This is a genomic window from Streptomyces sp. NPDC032940 (genome assembly GCF_040636935.1).
Lineage (GTDB): Bacteria > Actinomycetota > Actinomycetes > Streptomycetales > Streptomycetaceae > Streptomyces.
Genome location: NZ_JBEZVJ010000028.1, coordinates 92654 through 110354, shown reverse-complemented (window position 1 = coordinate 110354; position 17701 = coordinate 92654). Strand labels below are relative to the sequence as shown.

Below are 17701 nucleotides of genomic sequence, written 5' to 3'. Positions count from 1 at the left end.
ACGACCTCGCCATCGTCGGCTACGACGACATCGAGTTCGCCGCCGCCGCGGCCGTCCCCCTCACCTCCGTACGCCAGCCCGCCGTCACCATGGGCACGCTGGCCGCCGGTCTCCTGCTGGAGGACACCGAGGCACGGAGCAAGGGGCGAACGCATGAGCACCGGCAGGTGGTGCTGCAGCCGGAACTGGTCGTCAGGCACTCCAGCCTGTCCGCCCGCTGAGGGCGCACCCCACACCGACCAGGCGCACCGCGCGAGGCCGTGGCCCCGCGCGGTGCGCCTCGTCGGTGTCGTGACGGTCAGGCGGGCAGGGCGAAGTCGACGACCCTCAGGGCCGACGGCGTCGTGCCGCTGGACTTCTCCTGGTACATGAACGACAGGACCCCGTCCTGGGCGACCCGCGTCTCGTCGATGACGACCTCGCCGAAGGCGTTCAGCCCGGCACCGTCGTACAGGATCCGCCAGTCGGTGTGACCGGACGCCGAGGAGGCGCCCGCGATGCGCCCGAAGGGGAAGACCGCGTAGGCGTTGTCGTACTTGTCGAGGATCAGCTTGGTGCGCTGGCTGGAGCCCAGCGGCACGGGGATCTCGGTCTTCTGCCAGGAGCCGGAGGCGCTCTTCCTGACCAGGAAGGCACGGCCGTTCGCGGTGCGGTCGGCGACGTAGTTCGTGGTGCACTGCCCGTAGCGGCCGGGGACGTAACTGATGATGCCGTGCGGACGGCCCGCCGAGTCGGTGGTCAGGCTCTCCTGGTTCATCAGGGAGTGGTCCGGGTTGAGCGCGTCGACGACGAGCCCGGAGTCGGTGACGGCCACCTTGTCGGAGCCGCCGGTGACCCCCACGACCGCGCCGGCGTTGTTGCGCCAGGTGCGTCCGCGGTCGTCCGAGTAGACGTAGCCCGTGTCGTGGTTGGTGATGCCGCCGCCGCTGCACATGACCGAGCCGGACTGCTCGCGCCAGGTGAACAGGGCGTGCAGACGGCCGTTGCGGTCGTAGTCGATGCCGTGCAGATACATGTTGCGGGCGGTCGAGGAACCGTGCTCGCTCGTGTAGGTGCCGGTCGAGCTGGACCACTCGCCCAGGTTCGTCCACGTCGAACGGTCGTACTCGGCGAGGGCGTTGCGCCCGTTGCCGGAGATGCCGGCGCGGTAGCTGAGCTGGAGCCCGCCCTCGGGGGTGGCGACGAACTGCGGGTAGGTGAACTGGGAGGTCAGCGTGAGCCCGTCCAGGGTGGACTGCGGGGCTCCGAAGCGGGCGGCCGTCCAGCTCAGTCCCGCCGGGTCGTCCATCAGTCCGGCGACCGACTTGACGTAGGTGAACCCGTCGCTGTGCGAGTCCATGTTGAGGTGCAGCCGGCCGTCGGTCCGGGAGATGCCCATGGAGATGACGTTGTGGGAGTCGTTGTAGCGCAGGGTGTGACCGGCCTTGACGGTCTGCCAGGTGCTCGCGCCGACCGCACGGCGGCCGACCACCGCGTTGCGGTCGGCGGTGTACCACGCCGCGTACTGGTGGCCGTTGTAGGTCAGCAGGCCGTTCTTCTGGAAGGCGTTGTTGTTCACCAGCCCGTCGTAGGAGACGAAGAAGAGCGCCTGCGAGTCGAGCAGCGAGGAGCCCTTGAGGGTGACCGAGGGGGCGGGGGCGGCGGCGCGGGCCGAGCCCGTGGCGCCGATTCCGGCCAACGCGGGAACGGACGCGGCACCCAGCAGGGCACCGGTCAGGAACATGCGACGCTTCATGGTTCTTTTCTCCGGCGGAAGTGAAAGGTTTCAGTGGGGTTGCCGGGAAGTTAAGTGGGGTGGGACCGTGGCGTCAATGCGTACGACGGTGAAAATTGGAGTTCGCAGATCAAGAGGGCGGCTGGGGTGACGATCGAGAGCTAGTGGCCGACAACTCGGTCGTCACTGTAATTGAAACGTTCAATCCATCGAGGGCTCGGGAGTGTCCCGCGACGGGGGTGGCACACCCTGCACGATGTTCGTATCTGATCGATTCTCTTCGTTTCGTGCTGCTGCTCTGGTCGTGTCGCGGACCGGCCGACTATTCCTGACCCCGCAGGTTCCGGCCGGACACCGGCGGAACGCGTTCGATCCCCGTGCCGAGGAAGAGGAGCCCGTACTCCATGCGCACCAAGCCCCATGCTCTGGTCGTGATGAGCAGGTCGAGCTTCGAAGCACACTTCGACCCGACGCGACGGGACCGCCTCGCCGCACTGGTGGCGACGGACGAGGAGTGCTGGACCGACGAACTCGACTCGGACCGGGCGCGAGCGCGGCTGGCCCGGGCAGAAGTGCTCGTCACCTCCTGGGGAGCCCCCACGCTGACCGAGGAGCGGCTCGCCGCGGCTCCCCGGCTGGGCGCCGTGCTGCACTGCGCCGGCAGCGTGCGGCACCTGGTCTCCCCGGCGGTGTGGCGCAGGGGCATCCGGGTCACCAGCGCCGCCGACGCCAACGCGGTGCCGGTCGCGGAGTACACGCTGGCCGCCATCATCTTCGCCGGCAAGAAGGCCCCGTTCCTGGCCGCCGACGCGGAGCAGGCATTCCGGGGGTGGGGCGCCGTCCAGGGGTACGGCGACCTGTCCAACTACCGGCGCACCGTGGGCCTGGTGGGCTTCTCGCGGATCGGCCGACGGGTGGCCGAGCTGCTCAAGGTGGTCAGCGGCACCACCTGCCTCGTCGCGGACCCCTACGCCGATCCGGACGAGGTGGCACGCGCCGGTGCCCGGCTGGTGGACCTCGAGGAGATGCTGCCGCAGGTCCACGTGCTGTCCCTGCACGCGCCCGAACTCCCGCAGACACGGCACCTGATCGGCGCCGCCCAGCTGAGCCGGCTGCCCGACTTCGCGACCGTCGTCAACACCGCCCGCGGCAGCCTCCTGGACGCGGACGCCCTGGCGCGCGAGTGCGCCTCCGGGCGGCTGTTCGCGATCCTCGACGTCACCGACCCCGAACCGCTGCCCGCCGACTCACCTCTGCGTCGGGTCGGACACGTGATGGTCACTCCGCACATCGCCGGATCCCTGGGCACGGAGATCGGACGGCTGACCGACCACGTGCTCGACGAACTGTCCCGCTGGACCCGCCAGGAGCCGTTCCGGACGGAGATCACGGCGGAGCACTGGGCGCTCGGCCTCAGCGCCTGAAACCCACAGCCTCCCCCAGCACAACCACCGCTCGAAGGAGAGCCACCGAGATGCAGATGAAGAAGAACCTCGCCGCACTCGCGCCACTGGCCGTGGTCGCGAGCCTGCTCGCCACCGGCTGCGACGCCAGTGGCAGCAGCACCTCGTCCGACGGCCGCACCGTCGTGAAGCTCGCGCTGTGGAACTACGACACCACACCGGAGTTCAAGGCGCTGATCGAGGGCTTCGAGGCGAAGTACCCCGACATCGACGTCCAGCCGGTCGACATCCTCGCCGACGACTACCCGGACAAGGTCACCACGATGCTGGCCGGCGGTGACACCACCGACGTGCTGACGATGAAGAACGTCACCGACTACGCCCGCTACGCCACCCGCGGCCAGCTCGAGCCCCTCACCGGGCAGGTCGCCGAACTGCCGCAGCAGTCCTATGCGGGCCTGAAGGACTTCGACCTGGACGGCAAGTACTACGCCGTGCCGTTCCGGCAGGACTTCTGGGTGCTCTACTACAACAAGGCCCTGGTCAAGGACGCCGACCTCTCCCACCTGACCTGGAAGCAGTTCGCCGACCTGGCGAAGGAGTCCACCAAGGGGTCGGGCTCGTCCAAGGTGTACGGCACCTATCTGCAGACCTGGCGGTCGGTGGTCCAGGCGATCGCCGCCGCCCAGACCGGGGGCGATCTGCTCGGCGGCGACTACGGGTTCATGAAGGACCAGTACGAGGTCGCGCTGGACCTCCAGAAGTCCGGGGCCACCCTGCCGTTCTCCACGGCGTCCAGCCAGAAGATCACCTACGACTCGCAGATGACCACCGGCAAGGCCGCCATGATCCCGATGGGCACCTGGTTCGCGTCCAAGCTGCTGGCGTCCGAGGCCGCGGGCACCAACGACGTCGACTGGGCCATGGCACCGATCCCGCAGGTCCGGGCGGGCGGCGAGACCGTCACCTTCGGCTCGCCCACCGCGTTCGCGGTCAACAAGAAGGCCCGCAACGCCGAAGCCGCCGAGAAGTTCGTGATGTGGGCGTCCGGACCCGAGGGCGCCGCCGCCATCGCCAAGGTCGGCGTCGTCCCCGCCTACTCCGACGACAAGGTCATGGAGACCTTCTTCGGCGTCGAGGGCATGCCGGGCGACCGCGTCTCCCGCCAGGCCATGGCACCGGGCAAGGTGCAGCTCGAGATGCCCGTCAGCGAGAAGTCCTCCGACATCGACCAGATCCTCACCGAGGAGCACGAACTCGTCATGAGCGGCGAGAAGTCCGTCGGCGCCGGCCTCGACGAGATGGGCCGTCGCGTGAGGAGCGAAGTGCAGTGACCCTGGCATCACCGCCGGTCCGGCGCCCCTCCGCCGCGCACGACGTGGCGGGCAGGCGCCGGCGCCGCCGCACCGCACTGATCGGGTGGACGTTCATCCTCCCCAACTTCCTCGGCTTCGCCCTCCTCACCCTCGTGCCCGTCCTCGGCGCGCTGGCGGTCTCGTTCACCCACTGGGACTCCTACAGCTCACCGAGGTGGGCGGGCCTCGACAACTTCCGCCGGCTGTGGAACGACGCCAACTTCTGGACGGCACTGGAGAACACCTGCTACTACGCCGCCGGTCACATCCCCCTGACCCTCGCCGTGTCCCTCGGCCTCGCGGTCCTGCTCAACCAGAAGATGCGCGGCGTGAAGGTCCTGCGGACGGCGTTCTTCTTCCCGTACATCACCTCCCTGGTGGCCGTGGCCGTGGTGTGGAACATGCTGCTGAGCCCCGAGGTGGGACCGGTCAACCAGTTCCTGCGGGCGGTCGGCGTGGACGACCCGCCGGGCTGGACCACCTCGCCCGACTGGGCCATGCCGGCCCTCATCGTCACCAGCGTGTGGCGGGACATGGGCTACTACATGGTCCTGTTCCTGGCCGGTCTGCAGACCGTGCCCGCGGAGCTGTACGAGGCCGCCCGGGTGGACGGGGCCGGGCCGTGGAAGCGGTTCTGGCACGTGACCCTGCCCAACCTGCGCCCCACCACCTTCTTCGTGACCGTGATGGTCACCATCCAGAGCTTCAAGGTCTTCGACCTGGTGCAGGTCATGACCGAGGGCGGCCCGGGCCGCTCCACGCTGGTGCTGTCCCAGCTCATCTTCAGAGAGGGCATCACGCACGGCCGCTTCGGCTACTCCTCCGCGGTCTCCCTCGCCCTGTTCGTGATCTGCCTGGTGATCACGGCCGTCCAGTTCCGGATCCAGCGAAGGAGCGAGCGATGAACACCACCGTGCTGCGGAAGGACAGCACCCGCACCTCCGTGCCGCCGCCGGCAGCGGCCCCGCCGCGGCACGGCGGGCCCCGCCGCGCGCTGCGGACCGCCGGACGTGTCGCCCTGTACGCGGCAGTGACAGCGGTCGCGCTGCTCATCCTGCTGCCGTTCATCTGGATGATGGTCTCCTCGGTCAAGGCCGACCGGGACGTGTTCACCGTGCCCATCGAGTGGATCCCCCGCGAGTGGCACTGGGACAACTTCCGCCGGATCTGGACCGACATCCCGCTCGCCGCCTACCTCGGCAACTCGCTCTTCCTCAGCGTCGTGATCACCTTCCTCCAGGTGCTCACCGGAAGCTTCGCGGCCTACGGCTTCGCGAAGATGCGCTTCCCCGGCCGTGACCTGCTCTTCGCCGGATACATCGCCACCATCGCCGTGCCCTGGCAGGCGTACATGGTCCCGCAGTACATCATCATGCAGAAGCTGGACCTGGTGAACACCCACCTGTCGCTGATCCTGCTCCAGGCGTTCGGACCGTTCGGCGTCTTCCTGATGCGGCAGTTCTATCTGACCATCCCCGACGAGATCAGCGAGGCCGCCCGGCTGGACGGGCTCAGCGAGTACGGCATCTGGGCACGCATCGTCCTGCCGCTGTCCAAGCCGGCCCTCGCGAGCCTGGCGCTGCTCACCTTCGTCAACACCTGGAACGACTACATGGGGCCGTTCATCTATCTGACGGACAACAGCCTGTGGACCGTGCAGCTGGGACTGCGCTCGTTCATCGGCCAGTACGACGCCCGCTACGCGATGATCATGACCGGCTCGGTGCTGTCCGTCCTGCCGATCCTCGTGATCTTCCTCTTGGGGCAGCGCTACTTCGTCCGCGGCATCGCCACCACCGGGGTCAAGGGATGACCGGGGGAGCGACCACGGGCGGCCGGGGCGCCGCCGCATCCGCCACCGGGCCGGGACTCCGGCTCAACGTCACCTACGGCTCCTGGGAACTGGTCTGGGCCCACGTCCACCGGGTCCTGGTCGTCAACCTCGGCATGGCGGCGGCGAACCTGCCGCTGCTCGCCGCCCTTCAGGTGAGTCACCAGCCCTGGCGGCATCCGCTGGTCTTCGGGCCGCTGCTGCTCCTCACGGGCCCGTCGCTCGCGGCGGCCTTCGCCTGTCTGGAGGGGACGGGCGACGAGACGCCCACCGTCCGTGCGTACGCCCGGGCCTACCGGCGGCACTTCCGCCGGGCGTCGTCCGTCAGCGCGGTGTTCCTGCCGGTGGCCGCCGTCGCCGTCGCCGACATCGCCTTCCTCGGCCCGACCACGGCCGGCCCGGCTCTGGTCCCGATGGCCGCGGTCGTCGCCGTCCTGGCGCTCCTGTCCGCCGTCGCCGCCCTCGCCCGGGTGGCGGCCGGGGCCGCGAGCGGGCGCGGGATCCTCCTGTCCGCGCCGTTCGCCGTGGTGCGGCACTGGCGGGCCTCCGCGGTCAACCTCGTCCTGATCACGGCCGGCCTCCACCTCGTCAACCAGGCCCCGCTGCCGGGCCTGGCGGTCCTGCCGGGCTGTGTGCTGTTCGTGGTCCGGCGGAACTGGCGGTGGGAACCCGATGCCGGCCGGCAACGGTAGTGTCGAGTGCCTGCGTGCCTCGTGCGGAGGTGTCACGTGGAGGGAGTCCGGGCGATGCCTTTGGCTGCCGAACGCCACCAGAGAATCCTCGCCGCCGTCCGGAAACACGGAGTGGTGCGGCTCGCGGACCTGGTCCACCAGCTGGGCGTCACGGCGGTGACCGTCCGCAGGGACGTGACCCTGCTGGCGGACCGCGGGCTCGTCCAGCGCGTGCACGGCGGCATCGCCCTGCCGCACCGGGTCCAGGGCCGGCCGGCCCGTGAAGCGCTGTCCGGCCCCTACGGCCCGATGGCGACACGGGCGCTGGTGGGCATGGTCGTGCCGTCGGTGGAGTACTACTGGCCGCCCGTCATCCAGGGCGCCCAGACGGCCGTCGCCGCCGCCGACGGCCGGCTCATCATGCGGGCCTCCCGCTACGACGACGCGGCGGAGGACAGACGCCAGGTCTCCTTCCTGCTGGACCGGGGCGTCCAGGCGCTGCTGGTCGCCCCGACCACCTCGGGGGACGCGGCGCTGGAACTGATGCGCTGGCTCGGGTCGTCGGCCGTCCCCGTCGTCCTCCTCGAACGGCGTCCGCCGGAGGCCCTCGCCACCCTCGCGCTGGATGCGGCCACCACCGCCCATCCGCACGGCGCCGGGCTGGCCGTCCGGCACCTGGTCACCCTCGGGCACCGCCGGGTCGCCCTGTTCACCACGCGCCGGAGCCCCACGAGCAAGGCGCTGCGCACCGGCTGGCAGGACGCCGTGGCCGCCCTCGGGCTCCCCCCGCACGACGGCCTCGACATGGAGATACCGTCGTACGGCGCCCCGGGGTGGGCGCAGGCCTACACCGACGCCCTGAAGCAGGTGGCCGGCCTCGGGGTCCGGGCGCTGCTCGTGCACTCGGACCGCGAGGCCATCGGCCTGATCGAACAGGCCCGGGAGCTGGGCATCGGCGTCCCCCGCGACCTCGCGGTCGTGACGTACGACGACGAGATCGGGGCCGCATCCGACCCGCCGCTGACCGCGGTGCGGCCCCAGAAGCACCGGCTCGGCATGCTGGCCTCCGAACTGGCCCTGGCCCGGCTCGCCGACGTGAGCGGCGAGTGGCCCGTGCACCGCGTCGAACTCTGGCCGAACGTCGTGGTCAGGGAGTCCTGCGGCACGGAGCAGGACCCGGACGTCCTCTGACCGGGGACGCGGCGACGGCCGTGCCGCACGGCCGTCGGGCCGCGTCACCTCGCTCAGGCGAGCTGCCACTTCTGGTTGGCGCCGCCCCAGCAGGCGTACAGCTGGACCTTGGACGTGGCCTTGTCCACGTCCAGGCAGAGTCCCGACTCGACGCCGCGCACGGTGCCGTCGGAGTGGAAGGCCCACTTCTGGTTCGCGCCGCCGTTGCAGTCGTAGATGCCGACCCGCGTCCCGTTCGCGGTTCCCCCGCCCAGCGCGTCCAGGCACTTCTCCCCGCCGTAGACGCTGATCTGTCCCGTCGCGGTCCTGGTCCACTTCTGGTTGGCGCCCCCGTTGCAGGCGTAGGAGGTGACCTGGGTGCGGTCGTCGTGGACGCCGCCGGGGACGTCGAGACACCCCTGAGTGCCGTCGTTCCGCAGCGCGGTCGTGGGCGAGCCGCCGCGCAGCCCCCAGGCGTAGGCGAGCCGGTCCAGGCCCGTCGTGTTGTGCACACGCAGCCGGAGGCCGGTTCCGCTGCCCTCCAGGCGGTAGAGCGCGTACCAGTCGTAGTCCGGACGGTACGTGTGCTTGCCGCCGAGGCCCGGCCAGTAGACGCCTCCCATGCCGAGGGAGCGGATGACGTCGGTGGCGGCGCGCAGATAGCGGACGAAGTTGTCGGTGCTCGCCGCGTCGCCGTAGTCGCGGCCGTCGTCCATGGGGGCGCCGAACTCGTCCATCACCGTGCGCGGCCCGCACGACCCGATGCGGTTCCTGAACTCGGTGACCCACTCGTCGTAGGTCTTCGGGCCGAACTGGAAGGCGTACAGGTGCAGGGAGAGATGGGTGCCGTCGAGCCGGCTGTCGGCGCAGACCGAGGTGACCTCGCCGTTGTAGCCGCTGCCGCTGATGACGACCCGGTCGCGGGGCACGGAGGGGCGGGCCGCCAGCCAGGCGGCGGCCACGTCGGCCCAGGCCGCGGCCGTGTAGCCGTGGGGCTCGTTCATGGGCTCGAAGTAGACGCCGGGGTTCGAGCCGTACTTCGCGACGACGGCGTCCCACATCGCGTCGAAGGCCTGAGTGTCGGTGATCTTTCCGCCGGAGGACGCGCCGTCCTCCCAGTAGGAGAGGATCACCTTGAAGCCCATGGCGGTCGCCGCGTCGACCGCGCCGGCGTAGGCGTCACCCCACGATGTGCCGGGCGCGGACTGCGTGTTGACCGGCAGCCGTACGGTGTCGGCGCCGGAGGTGCGGCGGAAACCGGCGTAGACGGCGGTGGCCTTGGCCTTGACGGTCGCATAGCTGTCCGTGACGGCCAGGCCCTCCGGGACGACCGGACCGTCCACGTAGTTGTCACCGGGACGGGCCCAGTTGACGCCCTTGAACCGGGCCGCGTCGGTGTCGCTCGGGGCGGCTCCGGCTTCCGGCGCCGCGGACAGCAGCGCGAGGGGAGCGGCGACCAGCGTGGCCAGGGCGGTGGTGAGCAGACGCCGGGACGAGCGGCGAAGGGGAGCGGTACGGCCCCCTGCGGGGCGGGTGCGGTGAGGCACGGCTGTCTCCTGTGGGGAAGGGACGGTGGCTGGGCCGGACGCATGTCGGCCCAGCCACTGAAGCCCCCTCACCTCACCCGCGGCAATGAGCGGCGGGGCAACCGAACCGACTCGATCAGATGCGAAACCGCCGTCAGAAGCCCGTCAGAAGCCCGCCGGAAGCCCGTCAGAAGCTCGTCAGAGGCCCGCCGGAAGCCCGTCAGAAGTCGTAGTCGTCGATGTTCTCGGCGTTGAAGAGCGTCGGCTGGTCCAGCGTGATCACCCCGTCCTTCTTGACGGTCCACCAGCCGTCCTTCTCCCCTTGCAGGAGCTGTCCCTCCCTGCCGGTGATCTGCCCGGAGGCGAGGGCGACGGCGGCGCGCGCGGCGAGGTCCCCGAGCCGCGCCGGATCCCAGAGTTCGAACGCCTCGACGGTGCCGTCCTCGACGTACTCGCGCAGGTCGTTGGGGGTGCCGAGGCCGGTCAGCCTGACCTTGCCCTTGAACTCGGAGCCCGACAGGTACTCGGCCGCGGCCCTGATGCCGACGGTGGTCGGGGAGATGATCCCCTTCAGGCCCGGGTGGGCCCGCAGGAGGTCCCGCGTCTTCTGGAGCGACTTCTGGTGGTCGTCGTCGCCGTAGGCCACCTCGACCAGCTTCATGTCCCGGTACCGGGGGTCCTTCAGCTCCTCGCGCATGAAGGAGATCCAGCTGTTCTGGTTGGTCGCCGACTGTGCAGCGGACAGGATCGCGATGTCCCCCGCGTAGTCGATCTGCTGGGCGAGCACCTGCACCTGGGTGTATGCCAGTTCCTCCGGACTCACCGGGGCGACGAAGACGTGACGGCACTCCGGGCTGGTGTCCGAGTCGTAGGTGACGACCTTGACGCCCTGCTCCATGGCCTCCTTCAGGGCGGGGCACAGGGCTTGTGGGTCCTGCGCGGACACGACGACCGCGTCGGCGCCCTGCTCGGTCAGTTCCTCGACGCGGGCGATCTGTCCCGCCGTGTCGGTGCTGCTGTCGGTGCCCGACTCCTTGTAGTCGGAGCCGAGTCGGGTGACCGCCTGCTCGCCGCCCCGGCCGGCGGCGGAGAAGTACAGATTGCCCTGCGCCTGCTTGGGGACGAAGCCGACGACCAGCCCCTTCTTGGTCGGAGCCCCGGGATGGGCTCGTCCGGCGGCCGTGGGATTCGCGGCGGAGTCGTCCGCCGCGTCGTCCCCCGCGCAGGCGGTGCAGCCGAGGGCGAGCGACAGCACGGTGACGAGAGCCGGCGCCCAGCGGTGCGGGTTCGTGGTGCTCATGGCGATTCGGTTCCTTCTGGACATGAGGATGCGCGCGGACGCACGGGAGCCCCGGCGGGACGTTCGGAGGCGCGCGTGATGCCGCCCCGGCCACGACGGTCGGCCACTGGCTCGACCCGCCGGACGGGCGGTGGTCCCCGCCGTCTGAATGGTTTCAGTCCCTGTGCCTGGGGAACGTTAGGGAAGCCGTGTGCGCTCCGTCAACGGTCGTGCACAGACTTTTCCTGCGGAGTGCCTTTGCGGCAGGGGTAGTTGTTGAATCGATTAACGACCGTGCTTCGGCTCGCGCGGTTCCGTCCGGGGCCGGGCCGCATCGGTGATCCTCTCCGGCGACCGCTGCACGGGGAACCGCGGATCGTCGTGGAGCCGCTCGGCGTTGAGGTCGTCGACGGCGCCCCGGGCGTCGCCGATCGTGGCGTAGTCCACGGCGACGAAGTTGACCGGCCGGTCCCGCCGGCGCTCACAGTCGTGCGCCCGCTCCCGCACCCGCCGGCGGGAGTTGACCGTGCCGGTGTCCAGCCGCCGGCCGCCGCCGGCCGTGACGAAGTGGTTGAGCAGGAACAGCCGCTTGTCCGTGCCGCCCCGGTTGGGCAGACAGGTCATCGCGTCGGGGCTGCGCACGGCGAACGGCGTCTCCATGCCGTACCGGTAGAAGTTCCGGTACCACGGGGCGGGGCCGTCCGCCTTCTCCGCGAAGACCACCAGCCGCCGGCCACTGTCGATCATGTCCTTGAGCTTCGGCCACGGGCGGTCCGGGTCGGGGTCCGGTGCGTACAGCAGGCGGCCGAGGCCGGCCCGCTCGAAGGCCCGCTGGGTGGCCGTGGCGTCGACCCCGTCCTGGAGGATCAGGGTGACGATCTCCGTGGGGTGCGCCCGCAGCCAGTCGCCGATCTGACGCAGAGTCGGCGTCAGTTGCAGCGCGCCCGCGCCGCACACCGAGTGACACAGCCACAGGCCCGGGTGCGGCGGGTTCACCCGCCCCAGGATCCTGGTGAGCTGCCCGCGCAGTTCCGGGGAGAACTCGGAGGCGTTCAGCCGGTCCGCGACCTCCTCGGGCCGCTCCCAGCGGTGGGTGTCCAGGAGCAGGGCGCGCACCCCGGCGTCCAGCTGGCCCACGATGTCGGGATCCTGGAGGGGGCCGATGAAACGGTCCGCCGTCGTGGCCATCGCGTTGTGCGCCGCGAGCTGGGCGATCTCGTCGTAGCGGGCGTCGCACAGCTCGGCGCTGCCCTGGCAGATCCGCGGGGTGGGTCCGGTCAGCGCCACGGGGGCGAACACGGTCCCGGCCAGTGCGCACGCCGACACCACGACGGTCAGCGCCGGCCCGTGCCGCGGGTCGGTGAACACCGGCACCGCCGGTCTGGTCTGCCAGACCCAGCCGACGGTGATCAGCAGCGCCCCCGCGGCGAGCAGGATCACGGCGACGACGGTGGCCGTGGTGAGCAGGCGGTCGAGCGCGGTCGCCTGCACGTCGGCCAGAAGTCGGGCGGCCGTCGGGGGCCACGACGGCGGCGCCCGGAAGAGCGCGTCGCCCAGCGTGAGCCGGAGCAGGAACACCGCCAGCGCGGTGAGCGAGGCGGCGGCGGCCGGCACCCAGCCCAGCGGCATCAGCCGCCGCTTGACCGGGGCCGGCCCGGAGAACCACAGCAGCGAGAGCGCGGCCACGCACAGGAGCGCGGCGACCGGCTCCACGACCTGCTGGAACAGCCGCGTGACCGCCCGTGCCCGGTGCACCGGGGCCAGCTCGTCGCGGAACGGATCGACGCGCACGGTGATGACCCAGGTGCCGTCGCGCGCCTCGCGCAGCAACTCCGCGGCGGTCGCGCGGACCTGGTCCGTGAGGGCCACCGGCGCGAGCGCGGCCAGCGCCGCGGCCACGTCACCCCGGTCCAGCGCGGCCTCCAGGGTGGGCGCGAGGGCGGCGCGCGAGCCCTGCGGCACCAGCCGCAGCAGAACCTCGGTGGCCGCGGCCGCCTGGTCCCGGGAGAGCGGCAGCGTCGGCAGGCTGTCCAGCGGCGCCTCGCCCGCCACGACCTGCGCGGCCACCTCGGACACGCGTTGCACGAAGGCCTGGAAATCGGGCTCCGCGCGCTGTTGCAGGGCGGCGACCGCCTCACCGAAGTACGCCTGGCTGAGCCGCTCGACGTTCGCGACGACGGGTTCCAGGTCCACGCAGACGCGCAGCCCCTCGCGGTCGCCCTCCAGGTAGTGGATCACCTCGGCGATCTGCCGGTCGCCCATGGTGCGCAGCGTCTCCGGCGGGATGACGACCTTGAGGTTCGAGGTGATGGTCGACTGCGGCACGGGGAGCCGGTCCAGCAGCTCCTGGGTCAGGGGAGTGCTGTGCGGGTCCACCAGCACCTCGTCGTAGAACCGCTGGTAGGCGTGCTCGTCCTCGAGGACCCGGCTGTAGAACGAGGGGTCGAGCACGGTGCTGCGCACGACGGCGGCCGCGGCCAGGACGGTCAGGCTCAGCACGGCCACGGTCCACACCAGCGCGTGGACCCAGGCCGAGCGGCGAACCAGTCCTTCCATGGGCCCCATTGTCGTGCCCGCCGGCCGTCGGCCGGCCTCCCGCGACACGGCGCGCCGCCGGTGGGCGGCCGGCGGCCCCGCCGCCCACCGTTACCCGGCGGGGCCCTACCGCCCGCCCGTGCTCGGCGCCGCGGCCGCGGACTGCGGGTGTACGCAGTGCCAGCGATGCCCGTCGGGACCGTCCGTCGCCGCCGGGAAGGCGGTGGCGCACGCGTCGTCCGCCTTCCACCCGCGCGCCTCCTGGCTGCTGTTCAGCAACACCGCGACCACCGGCAGCCGCAGCAACCTCACGGTCCGCCTCTCCTGCGACAACGGGCAGGACTGGCCGGTCCGCAGGACCGTCGAGGCCGGCCCGGCCGCCTACTCGACGCTGACCCCGCTCGACGACGGCACCCTCGCCGACTCCCGGGTCGGCCTGCTGTGGGAGCGGAACGACTACGCGGACATCACCTACTCGTCCTTCGGCCTCAAACGGCTCGGCGGCGTCTGCGCCCCCGTCACCGTCACCCCGCCCGCCGCCCTGCCCGCCGGAAAGACCACCGAGGTCACCGTCCGCGTCGTCAGCCAGAACGACGTCCGCCTCCCGGCCGGCACGGTCTCCCTCAAGCTGCCCGCGGGCTGGAGCGCCCCGAGCGTCGTCGTGCCCGCGCTCGCCCCGGGCCAGGGAGCGGACGTCAGGATCCCGGTCGCCGTCCCCGCGAACGCCGGCGCCGCCGAACTGGCCGAGGCCGTCCACGCGGCCGGCACCCTCGTCATGGCCGACGTGTCCACCGTCGGCGAGGGACGTGCGGCCGCCGCCCAGGGCGCCGACTTCATCGGCACCACCCTGTCCGGTTACGTCCCGGGCTCCCCGGTGCAGACCGCCCCGGACCTGACCCTGGTGACCGACCTGGCCGGCGCTCTCGGCACCCCGGTCATCGCCGAGGCCGCATCGCGACGCCGCGGCAGGCCGCGTCGGCGCTCGCGGCCGGCGCGCACAGCGTCGTGGTCGGCACCGCCATCACCGCGCCGACCGTGCTGACCAGGCTGTTCGTGGCGGGCTCACGGCCTGACCGGGCATGCGTGAGGGGCGGCGGGAGAGATCCTCCCGCCGCCCCTCACCCATGCTGCCGGGATCAGACCGCCGGCGACGGGTACGTCGGGTACTCCACCCCGGACACGTGCTGGACGACGCGGACGACCTGGCACGAGTAGCCGAACTCGTTGTCGTACCAGAGGTAGAGGATGGCGTTGTCACCCTCCACCTTGAGCGCGCCGGCGTCGACGATCGAGGCGTGACGCGAGCCGATGAAGTCGCTGGAGACCGCGTCGGGGGCGCTGATGAAGTCGATCTGGCGCTTGAGCGGAGAGGTCAGCGACACCTCACGGAGGTGGTCGAGGACGTCCTCGCGGGTCGTCTCACGGGCCAGCTGGAGGTTGAGGATCGCGATCGACACGTCCGGCACCGGCACGCGGATCGAGCTGCCGCTGATCTTCGCCTTGAGGTCGGGGAGCGCCTTGGCGACGGCGGAGGCCGCACCGGTCTCGGTGATGACCATGTTCAGCGGCGCCGACCGGCCGCGACGATCCGACTTGTGGTAGTTGTCCAGCAGGTTCTGGTCGTTGGTGAACGAGTGGACGGTCTCCACGTGGCCGCGCAGCACCCCGTACTCGTCGGCCATCGCCTTCAGCGGCGGCACGATCGCGTTGGTGGTGCAGGACGCGCAGGACAGGATCTGCTCGTCCGGCTTGATGGTGTCGTGGTTGACGCCGTGCACGATGTTCGGGACGTCGCCCTTGCCCGGCGCGGTCAGGACGACCTTGTCGATGCCGGGGCGCAGGTGCTTGGACAGGCCCTCGCGGTCACGCCACTTGCCGGTGTTGTCGATGAGGATGGCGTTCTTGATGCCGTACGCCGTGTAGTCGACCTGCGTCGGGTCGTCGGCGTAGATCACCTTGATGGCGTTGCCGTTGGCGAGGATCGTGCTGTTGTCCTCGTCGACGGTGATCGTGCCCTGGAACTGACCGTGCACCGAGTCGCGGCGCAGCAGCGAGGCGCGCTTCACCAGGTCCTGGTCGCCGCCGCCCCGCACGACGATGGCGCGCAGCCGCAGGCCGTTGCCCGAGCCGGCCTTCTCGATGAGCAGGCGGGCGACGAGCCGGCCGATGCGGCCGAAGCCGTACAGGACGACGTCGCGCGGCTCACGACGGTCGATCTTGTTCTCACCGGTGGCGCCGGCGACGGCCTCGGCGGTGAACTCCGCCACCGACAGGCCGCGGTCGTCCTCCTTGTAGGTGGAGGCCAGCATGCCGACGTCGATCTGCGAGGGACCGAGGTCGAGGGTGGTGAGGGCCTGGACGAAGGGGAGCGTCTCGGTGACCGACAGCTCCGCACCGGCGATCTGCCGGGCGAAGCGGTGGGTCTTGAGGATGCTGACCACCGACTTGTTCACCAGGGAGCGGCTGTGCAGCAGGACGGTGACGTCCCGCTCGCGGTGCAGCTTCCCGATCATCGGGATCATCGACTCCGCGATCTCCTCGCGGTTCTTCCAATTGATGAACGAGTCGTCGTTGACAGTCACGTCTCTATCTTTCGAGCTAGGCGGCGCTCATATGCTAACCCCACCGCACCTATGATCGATCAAGTGGGCCCCCTCCTGATCAGATGAGTGCCGGATCACGGCCGGTGCGGTGCCTCGAACAGGATTGCGTCGTGGGCCACCGGGTACGCGAGGCTGGACCGCGCTCGTGCCGATCAACGCGCGGGCCCTCACCGCCGCTACCAGGGAATCTGCCATGGAGACACCCGCGAACGACCACCCGACCACCCCCGCCCAGCGGGCTCTGGACGCGCTCGCCGAGAACACCGAGGACACGGCGGCGCTCGACACCCTCGCGAGCAGCGACGTGCTCGTCCCGGTACCGGACGACGCGAACGAGCAGGATGCCGCCGACCCCGGGATGCTGGCGCTGCCGGTGCTGGAGCAGCAGGGCGGCCGCCAGGTGGTGCCCGTGTTCACCTCGGAGCTGGAGATGGCGGACCTGCTGCCGTACGTCTCGCGCTACCGCATGGTGCCGCTCGGAGCCCTCGCCGCGCAGTGGCCGGCCGACGACCTGTCGCTGTCCATCGACGCCGGCTCGGAGCACCGGCTGACGCTCACGTCGGACGGTGTGCGCACCCTGCTGGCACGTCCCTAGGGAAGCGGGAGCCGGCCCGCCCCGCACGGGGGCCCGGGCCGGCCCGCCTCTCGACAGGTTCTAGTCCTCGTGGTCGCCCAGCATGCGGGCCAGCACCGACCGCTGCAGCGGCAGCACCTCGGAGTGCAGTTCGCGGCCCCTGCGGGTCAGGGCTACCCACACACCGCGCCGGTCCTCCGCGCACATGGAGCGCTCCACCAGCCCGTCCTTCTCCAGCCGGGCGATGAGGCGGGACAGCGCGCTCTGGCTGAGGTGGACCCGGCCGACCAGATTCTGCACCCGGCACTGGGAGCCCTCGTCCGGCGCCTCGGTCACCAGGATGTCGAGCACCTCGAAGTCGCTCGCGCCCAGTCCGTACGGATGCAGCACACGGTCGATCTCGCACATCGTGCGCGCGTGCACCGAGAGGATCTCCCGCCAGCGTTCCTCGAGCCGCGCCCCGGCCGTCTTGGCTGCCATGTCTGCACCGTAGCACCCGACGGATTGTTCGTTGACCGTGCAATTACTGTGGCCCGGGCGGAGCCGGAGGGCGCGGCCGGACGGCCGGTACCGGACACAGCGGCCGGAGTTCCGGACAGCGGAGCGGAGGCTGCGGGACAGTGGAGCGACACGGCACCGGAAGGCCCGGAGGGAGGGCGAGATGCCGGCGACCCCCGCCCACGGCACGCGTCGGGACATCCTGGAGTGGCTCAGGGACCCGGACGCGCATTTCCCACCGCAACGCCGCCCGGACGCCTACGCGCACGGCGTCCCCGCCGGCCTCGTCGCCGCCAAGCTCGGCGTGCCCCGCCGGGTGGCCCAGCGTCACCTCCGCCTCCTCGTCGCCCTCGGCCTCCTGCGCGCCGGCAGATTCCGCCGCCGCACCCGCTACCGGCCCGACGAGGCCCGGATCGCCGAAGTGGCCGGCCTCTTCGAGAAGGGCTGGCGGACCGCTCCCGAGGTGACCCGCACGGAAGACCGGCGCTAAGCTGGCCCGCAGCCGCGGCTCCCGGCCGCGGCGCGGCGGTGGGGCCCGCCGT

At 71.2% G+C, this 17701-nt stretch carries 15 protein-coding genes and 3 pseudogenes; 11 read left to right on the top strand and 7 right to left on the bottom strand.

Going from position 1 to position 17701, the window contains the following annotated elements; translation table 11 throughout:
• The coding region (locus AB0E77_RS27715) for a substrate-binding domain-containing protein (protein ID WP_361575505.1) at positions 1-221 on the top strand (221 nt) is incomplete at its 5' end.
• A gap of 77 nt (positions 222-298) precedes the next feature.
• Here AB0E77_RS27715 and AB0E77_RS27710 read toward each other — a convergent pair.
• Complete coding sequence (locus AB0E77_RS27710) at positions 299-1735, bottom strand: BNR repeat-containing protein (RefSeq protein ID WP_361575502.1); 1437 nt, start codon at positions 1733-1735, stop codon at positions 299-301.
• 383 nt (positions 1736-2118) lie between these two features.
• Between AB0E77_RS27710 and AB0E77_RS27705 the strand changes: the two genes are divergently transcribed.
• From AB0E77_RS27705 to AB0E77_RS27680, 6 genes are read left to right on the top strand one after another with little or no spacing between them, the layout of a single operon-like run.
• Positions 2119-3138, top strand: a complete 1020-nt coding sequence (locus tag AB0E77_RS27705) for a hydroxyacid dehydrogenase (protein WP_361575499.1) — start codon at positions 2119-2121, stop codon at positions 3136-3138.
• Between the two features lie 50 nt (positions 3139-3188).
• Positions 3189-4451: an extracellular solute-binding protein gene (locus AB0E77_RS27700; protein WP_361575496.1), complete on the top strand. Its 1263-nt coding sequence runs from the start codon at positions 3189-3191 to the stop codon at positions 4449-4451.
• Positions 4448-5377, top strand: a complete 930-nt coding sequence (locus tag AB0E77_RS27695; RefSeq protein WP_361575493.1) for a sugar ABC transporter permease — start codon at positions 4448-4450, stop codon at positions 5375-5377. The genes AB0E77_RS27700 and AB0E77_RS27695 overlap by 4 nt, the downstream gene beginning before the upstream one ends.
• On the top strand, positions 5374-6285 hold the full coding sequence (locus AB0E77_RS27690) for a carbohydrate ABC transporter permease (RefSeq protein WP_361575490.1): 912 nt from the start codon (positions 5374-5376) through the stop codon (positions 6283-6285). Before AB0E77_RS27695 ends, AB0E77_RS27690 begins: the two co-directional genes overlap by 4 nt.
• A complete protein-coding gene (locus tag AB0E77_RS27685; protein ID WP_361575487.1) occupies positions 6282-6995 on the top strand; it encodes a hypothetical protein in 714 nt (237 codons plus the stop codon). The genes AB0E77_RS27690 and AB0E77_RS27685 overlap by 4 nt, the downstream gene beginning before the upstream one ends.
• A 54-nt stretch (positions 6996-7049) precedes the next feature.
• Positions 7050-8165 (top strand): substrate-binding domain-containing protein, encoded by a 1116-nt coding sequence (locus AB0E77_RS27680; RefSeq protein WP_361575484.1) that lies wholly within the window; start codon positions 7050-7052, stop codon positions 8163-8165.
• 53 nt (positions 8166-8218) lie between these two features.
• Here AB0E77_RS27680 and AB0E77_RS27675 read toward each other — a convergent pair whose 3' ends face one another.
• The 4 genes and pseudogenes from AB0E77_RS27675 to AB0E77_RS27660 all read right to left on the bottom strand — a co-directional run.
• On the bottom strand, positions 8219-9691 hold the full coding sequence (locus AB0E77_RS27675; protein WP_361575482.1) for a ricin-type beta-trefoil lectin domain protein: 1473 nt from the start codon (positions 9689-9691) through the stop codon (positions 8219-8221).
• Between the two features lie 199 nt (positions 9692-9890).
• Positions 9891-10970 carry a rhamnose ABC transporter substrate-binding protein gene (gene rhaS, locus AB0E77_RS27670; protein ID WP_361575479.1) on the bottom strand — a complete coding sequence of 360 codons (1080 nt, stop codon included), beginning with the start codon at positions 10968-10970 and terminating at the stop codon, positions 9891-9893.
• A gap of 264 nt (positions 10971-11234) precedes the next feature.
• Positions 11235-13505 carry a hypothetical protein gene (locus AB0E77_RS27665; protein WP_361575476.1) on the bottom strand — a complete coding sequence of 757 codons (2271 nt, stop codon included), beginning with the start codon at positions 13503-13505 and terminating at the stop codon, positions 11235-11237.
• 105 nt (positions 13506-13610) lie between these two features.
• Positions 13611-13739, bottom strand: a pseudogene (locus AB0E77_RS27660) (peptide ABC transporter ATP-binding protein); the annotation flags it as partial.
• On the opposite strand from AB0E77_RS27660, the pseudogene AB0E77_RS27655 reads away from it, so the two are divergent.
• Both AB0E77_RS27655 and AB0E77_RS27650 read left to right on the top strand, forming a co-directional pair.
• Positions 13732-14226 (top strand): annotated as a pseudogene (locus AB0E77_RS27655) (NEW3 domain-containing protein); the annotation flags it as partial. The pseudogenes AB0E77_RS27660 and AB0E77_RS27655 overlap by 8 nt on opposite strands.
• A pseudogene (locus AB0E77_RS27650) lies at positions 14218-14699 on the top strand (nitronate monooxygenase); the annotation flags it as partial. The pseudogenes AB0E77_RS27655 and AB0E77_RS27650, both read left to right, overlap by 9 nt.
• Here the strand turns inward: AB0E77_RS27650 and AB0E77_RS27645 are convergent.
• Positions 14621-16066, bottom strand: coding sequence for a glyceraldehyde-3-phosphate dehydrogenase (locus tag AB0E77_RS27645; RefSeq protein WP_361575473.1), 1446 nt, complete (start codon positions 16064-16066; stop codon positions 14621-14623). The pseudogene AB0E77_RS27650 and the gene AB0E77_RS27645 sit on opposite strands and share 79 nt — an antisense overlap.
• A 214-nt stretch (positions 16067-16280) precedes the next feature.
• On the opposite strand from AB0E77_RS27645, the gene AB0E77_RS27640 reads away from it, so the two are divergent.
• On the top strand, positions 16281-16682 hold the full coding sequence (locus AB0E77_RS27640) for an SseB family protein (RefSeq protein WP_225630392.1): 402 nt from the start codon (positions 16281-16283) through the stop codon (positions 16680-16682).
• Positions 16683-16742: 60 nt separating this feature from the next.
• Here the strand turns inward: AB0E77_RS27640 and AB0E77_RS27635 are convergent, their stop codons facing one another.
• Entirely contained in the window at positions 16743-17141 is a 399-nt protein-coding gene (locus AB0E77_RS27635; RefSeq protein WP_361575470.1) for a MarR family transcriptional regulator, read from the bottom strand.
• 181 nt (positions 17142-17322) lie between these two features.
• Between AB0E77_RS27635 and AB0E77_RS27630 the strand changes: the two genes are divergently transcribed.
• Complete coding sequence (locus tag AB0E77_RS27630; protein ID WP_361575467.1) at positions 17323-17649, top strand: helix-turn-helix domain-containing protein; 327 nt, start codon at positions 17323-17325, stop codon at positions 17647-17649.
• The last annotated feature ends 52 nt before the right edge of the window (positions 17650-17701 follow it).

What these genes read in the sequence shown, in the direction of transcription:
- AB0E77_RS27690 (WP_361575490.1), top strand. Translation starts at nt 5,374, where the DNA reads ATGAACACCACCGTGCTGCGGAAGGACAGCACCCGCACCTCCGTGCCG.
- AB0E77_RS27705 (WP_361575499.1), top strand. Translation starts at nt 2,119, where the DNA reads ATGCGCACCAAGCCCCATGCTCTGGTCGTGATGAGCAGGTCGAGCTTC.
- AB0E77_RS27710 (WP_361575502.1), bottom strand. Translation starts at nt 1,735, where the DNA reads ATGAAGCGTCGCATGTTCCTGACCGGTGCCCTGCTGGGTGCCGCGTCC.
- AB0E77_RS27630 (WP_361575467.1), top strand. Translation starts at nt 17,323, where the DNA reads ATGCCGGCGACCCCCGCCCACGGCACGCGTCGGGACATCCTGGAGTGG.
- AB0E77_RS27700 (WP_361575496.1), top strand. Translation starts at nt 3,189, where the DNA reads ATGCAGATGAAGAAGAACCTCGCCGCACTCGCGCCACTGGCCGTGGTC.
- AB0E77_RS27685 (WP_361575487.1), top strand. Translation starts at nt 6,282, where the DNA reads ATGACCGGGGGAGCGACCACGGGCGGCCGGGGCGCCGCCGCATCCGCC.
- AB0E77_RS27680 (WP_361575484.1), top strand. Translation starts at nt 7,050, where the DNA reads ATGCCTTTGGCTGCCGAACGCCACCAGAGAATCCTCGCCGCCGTCCGG.
- AB0E77_RS27665 (WP_361575476.1), bottom strand. Translation starts at nt 13,505, where the DNA reads ATGGAAGGACTGGTTCGCCGCTCGGCCTGGGTCCACGCGCTGGTGTGG.
- rhaS (WP_361575479.1), bottom strand. Translation starts at nt 10,970, where the DNA reads ATGAGCACCACGAACCCGCACCGCTGGGCGCCGGCTCTCGTCACCGTG.
- AB0E77_RS27635 (WP_361575470.1), bottom strand. Translation starts at nt 17,141, where the DNA reads ATGGCAGCCAAGACGGCCGGGGCGCGGCTCGAGGAACGCTGGCGGGAG.
- AB0E77_RS27640 (WP_225630392.1), top strand. Translation starts at nt 16,281, where the DNA reads ATGGAGACACCCGCGAACGACCACCCGACCACCCCCGCCCAGCGGGCT.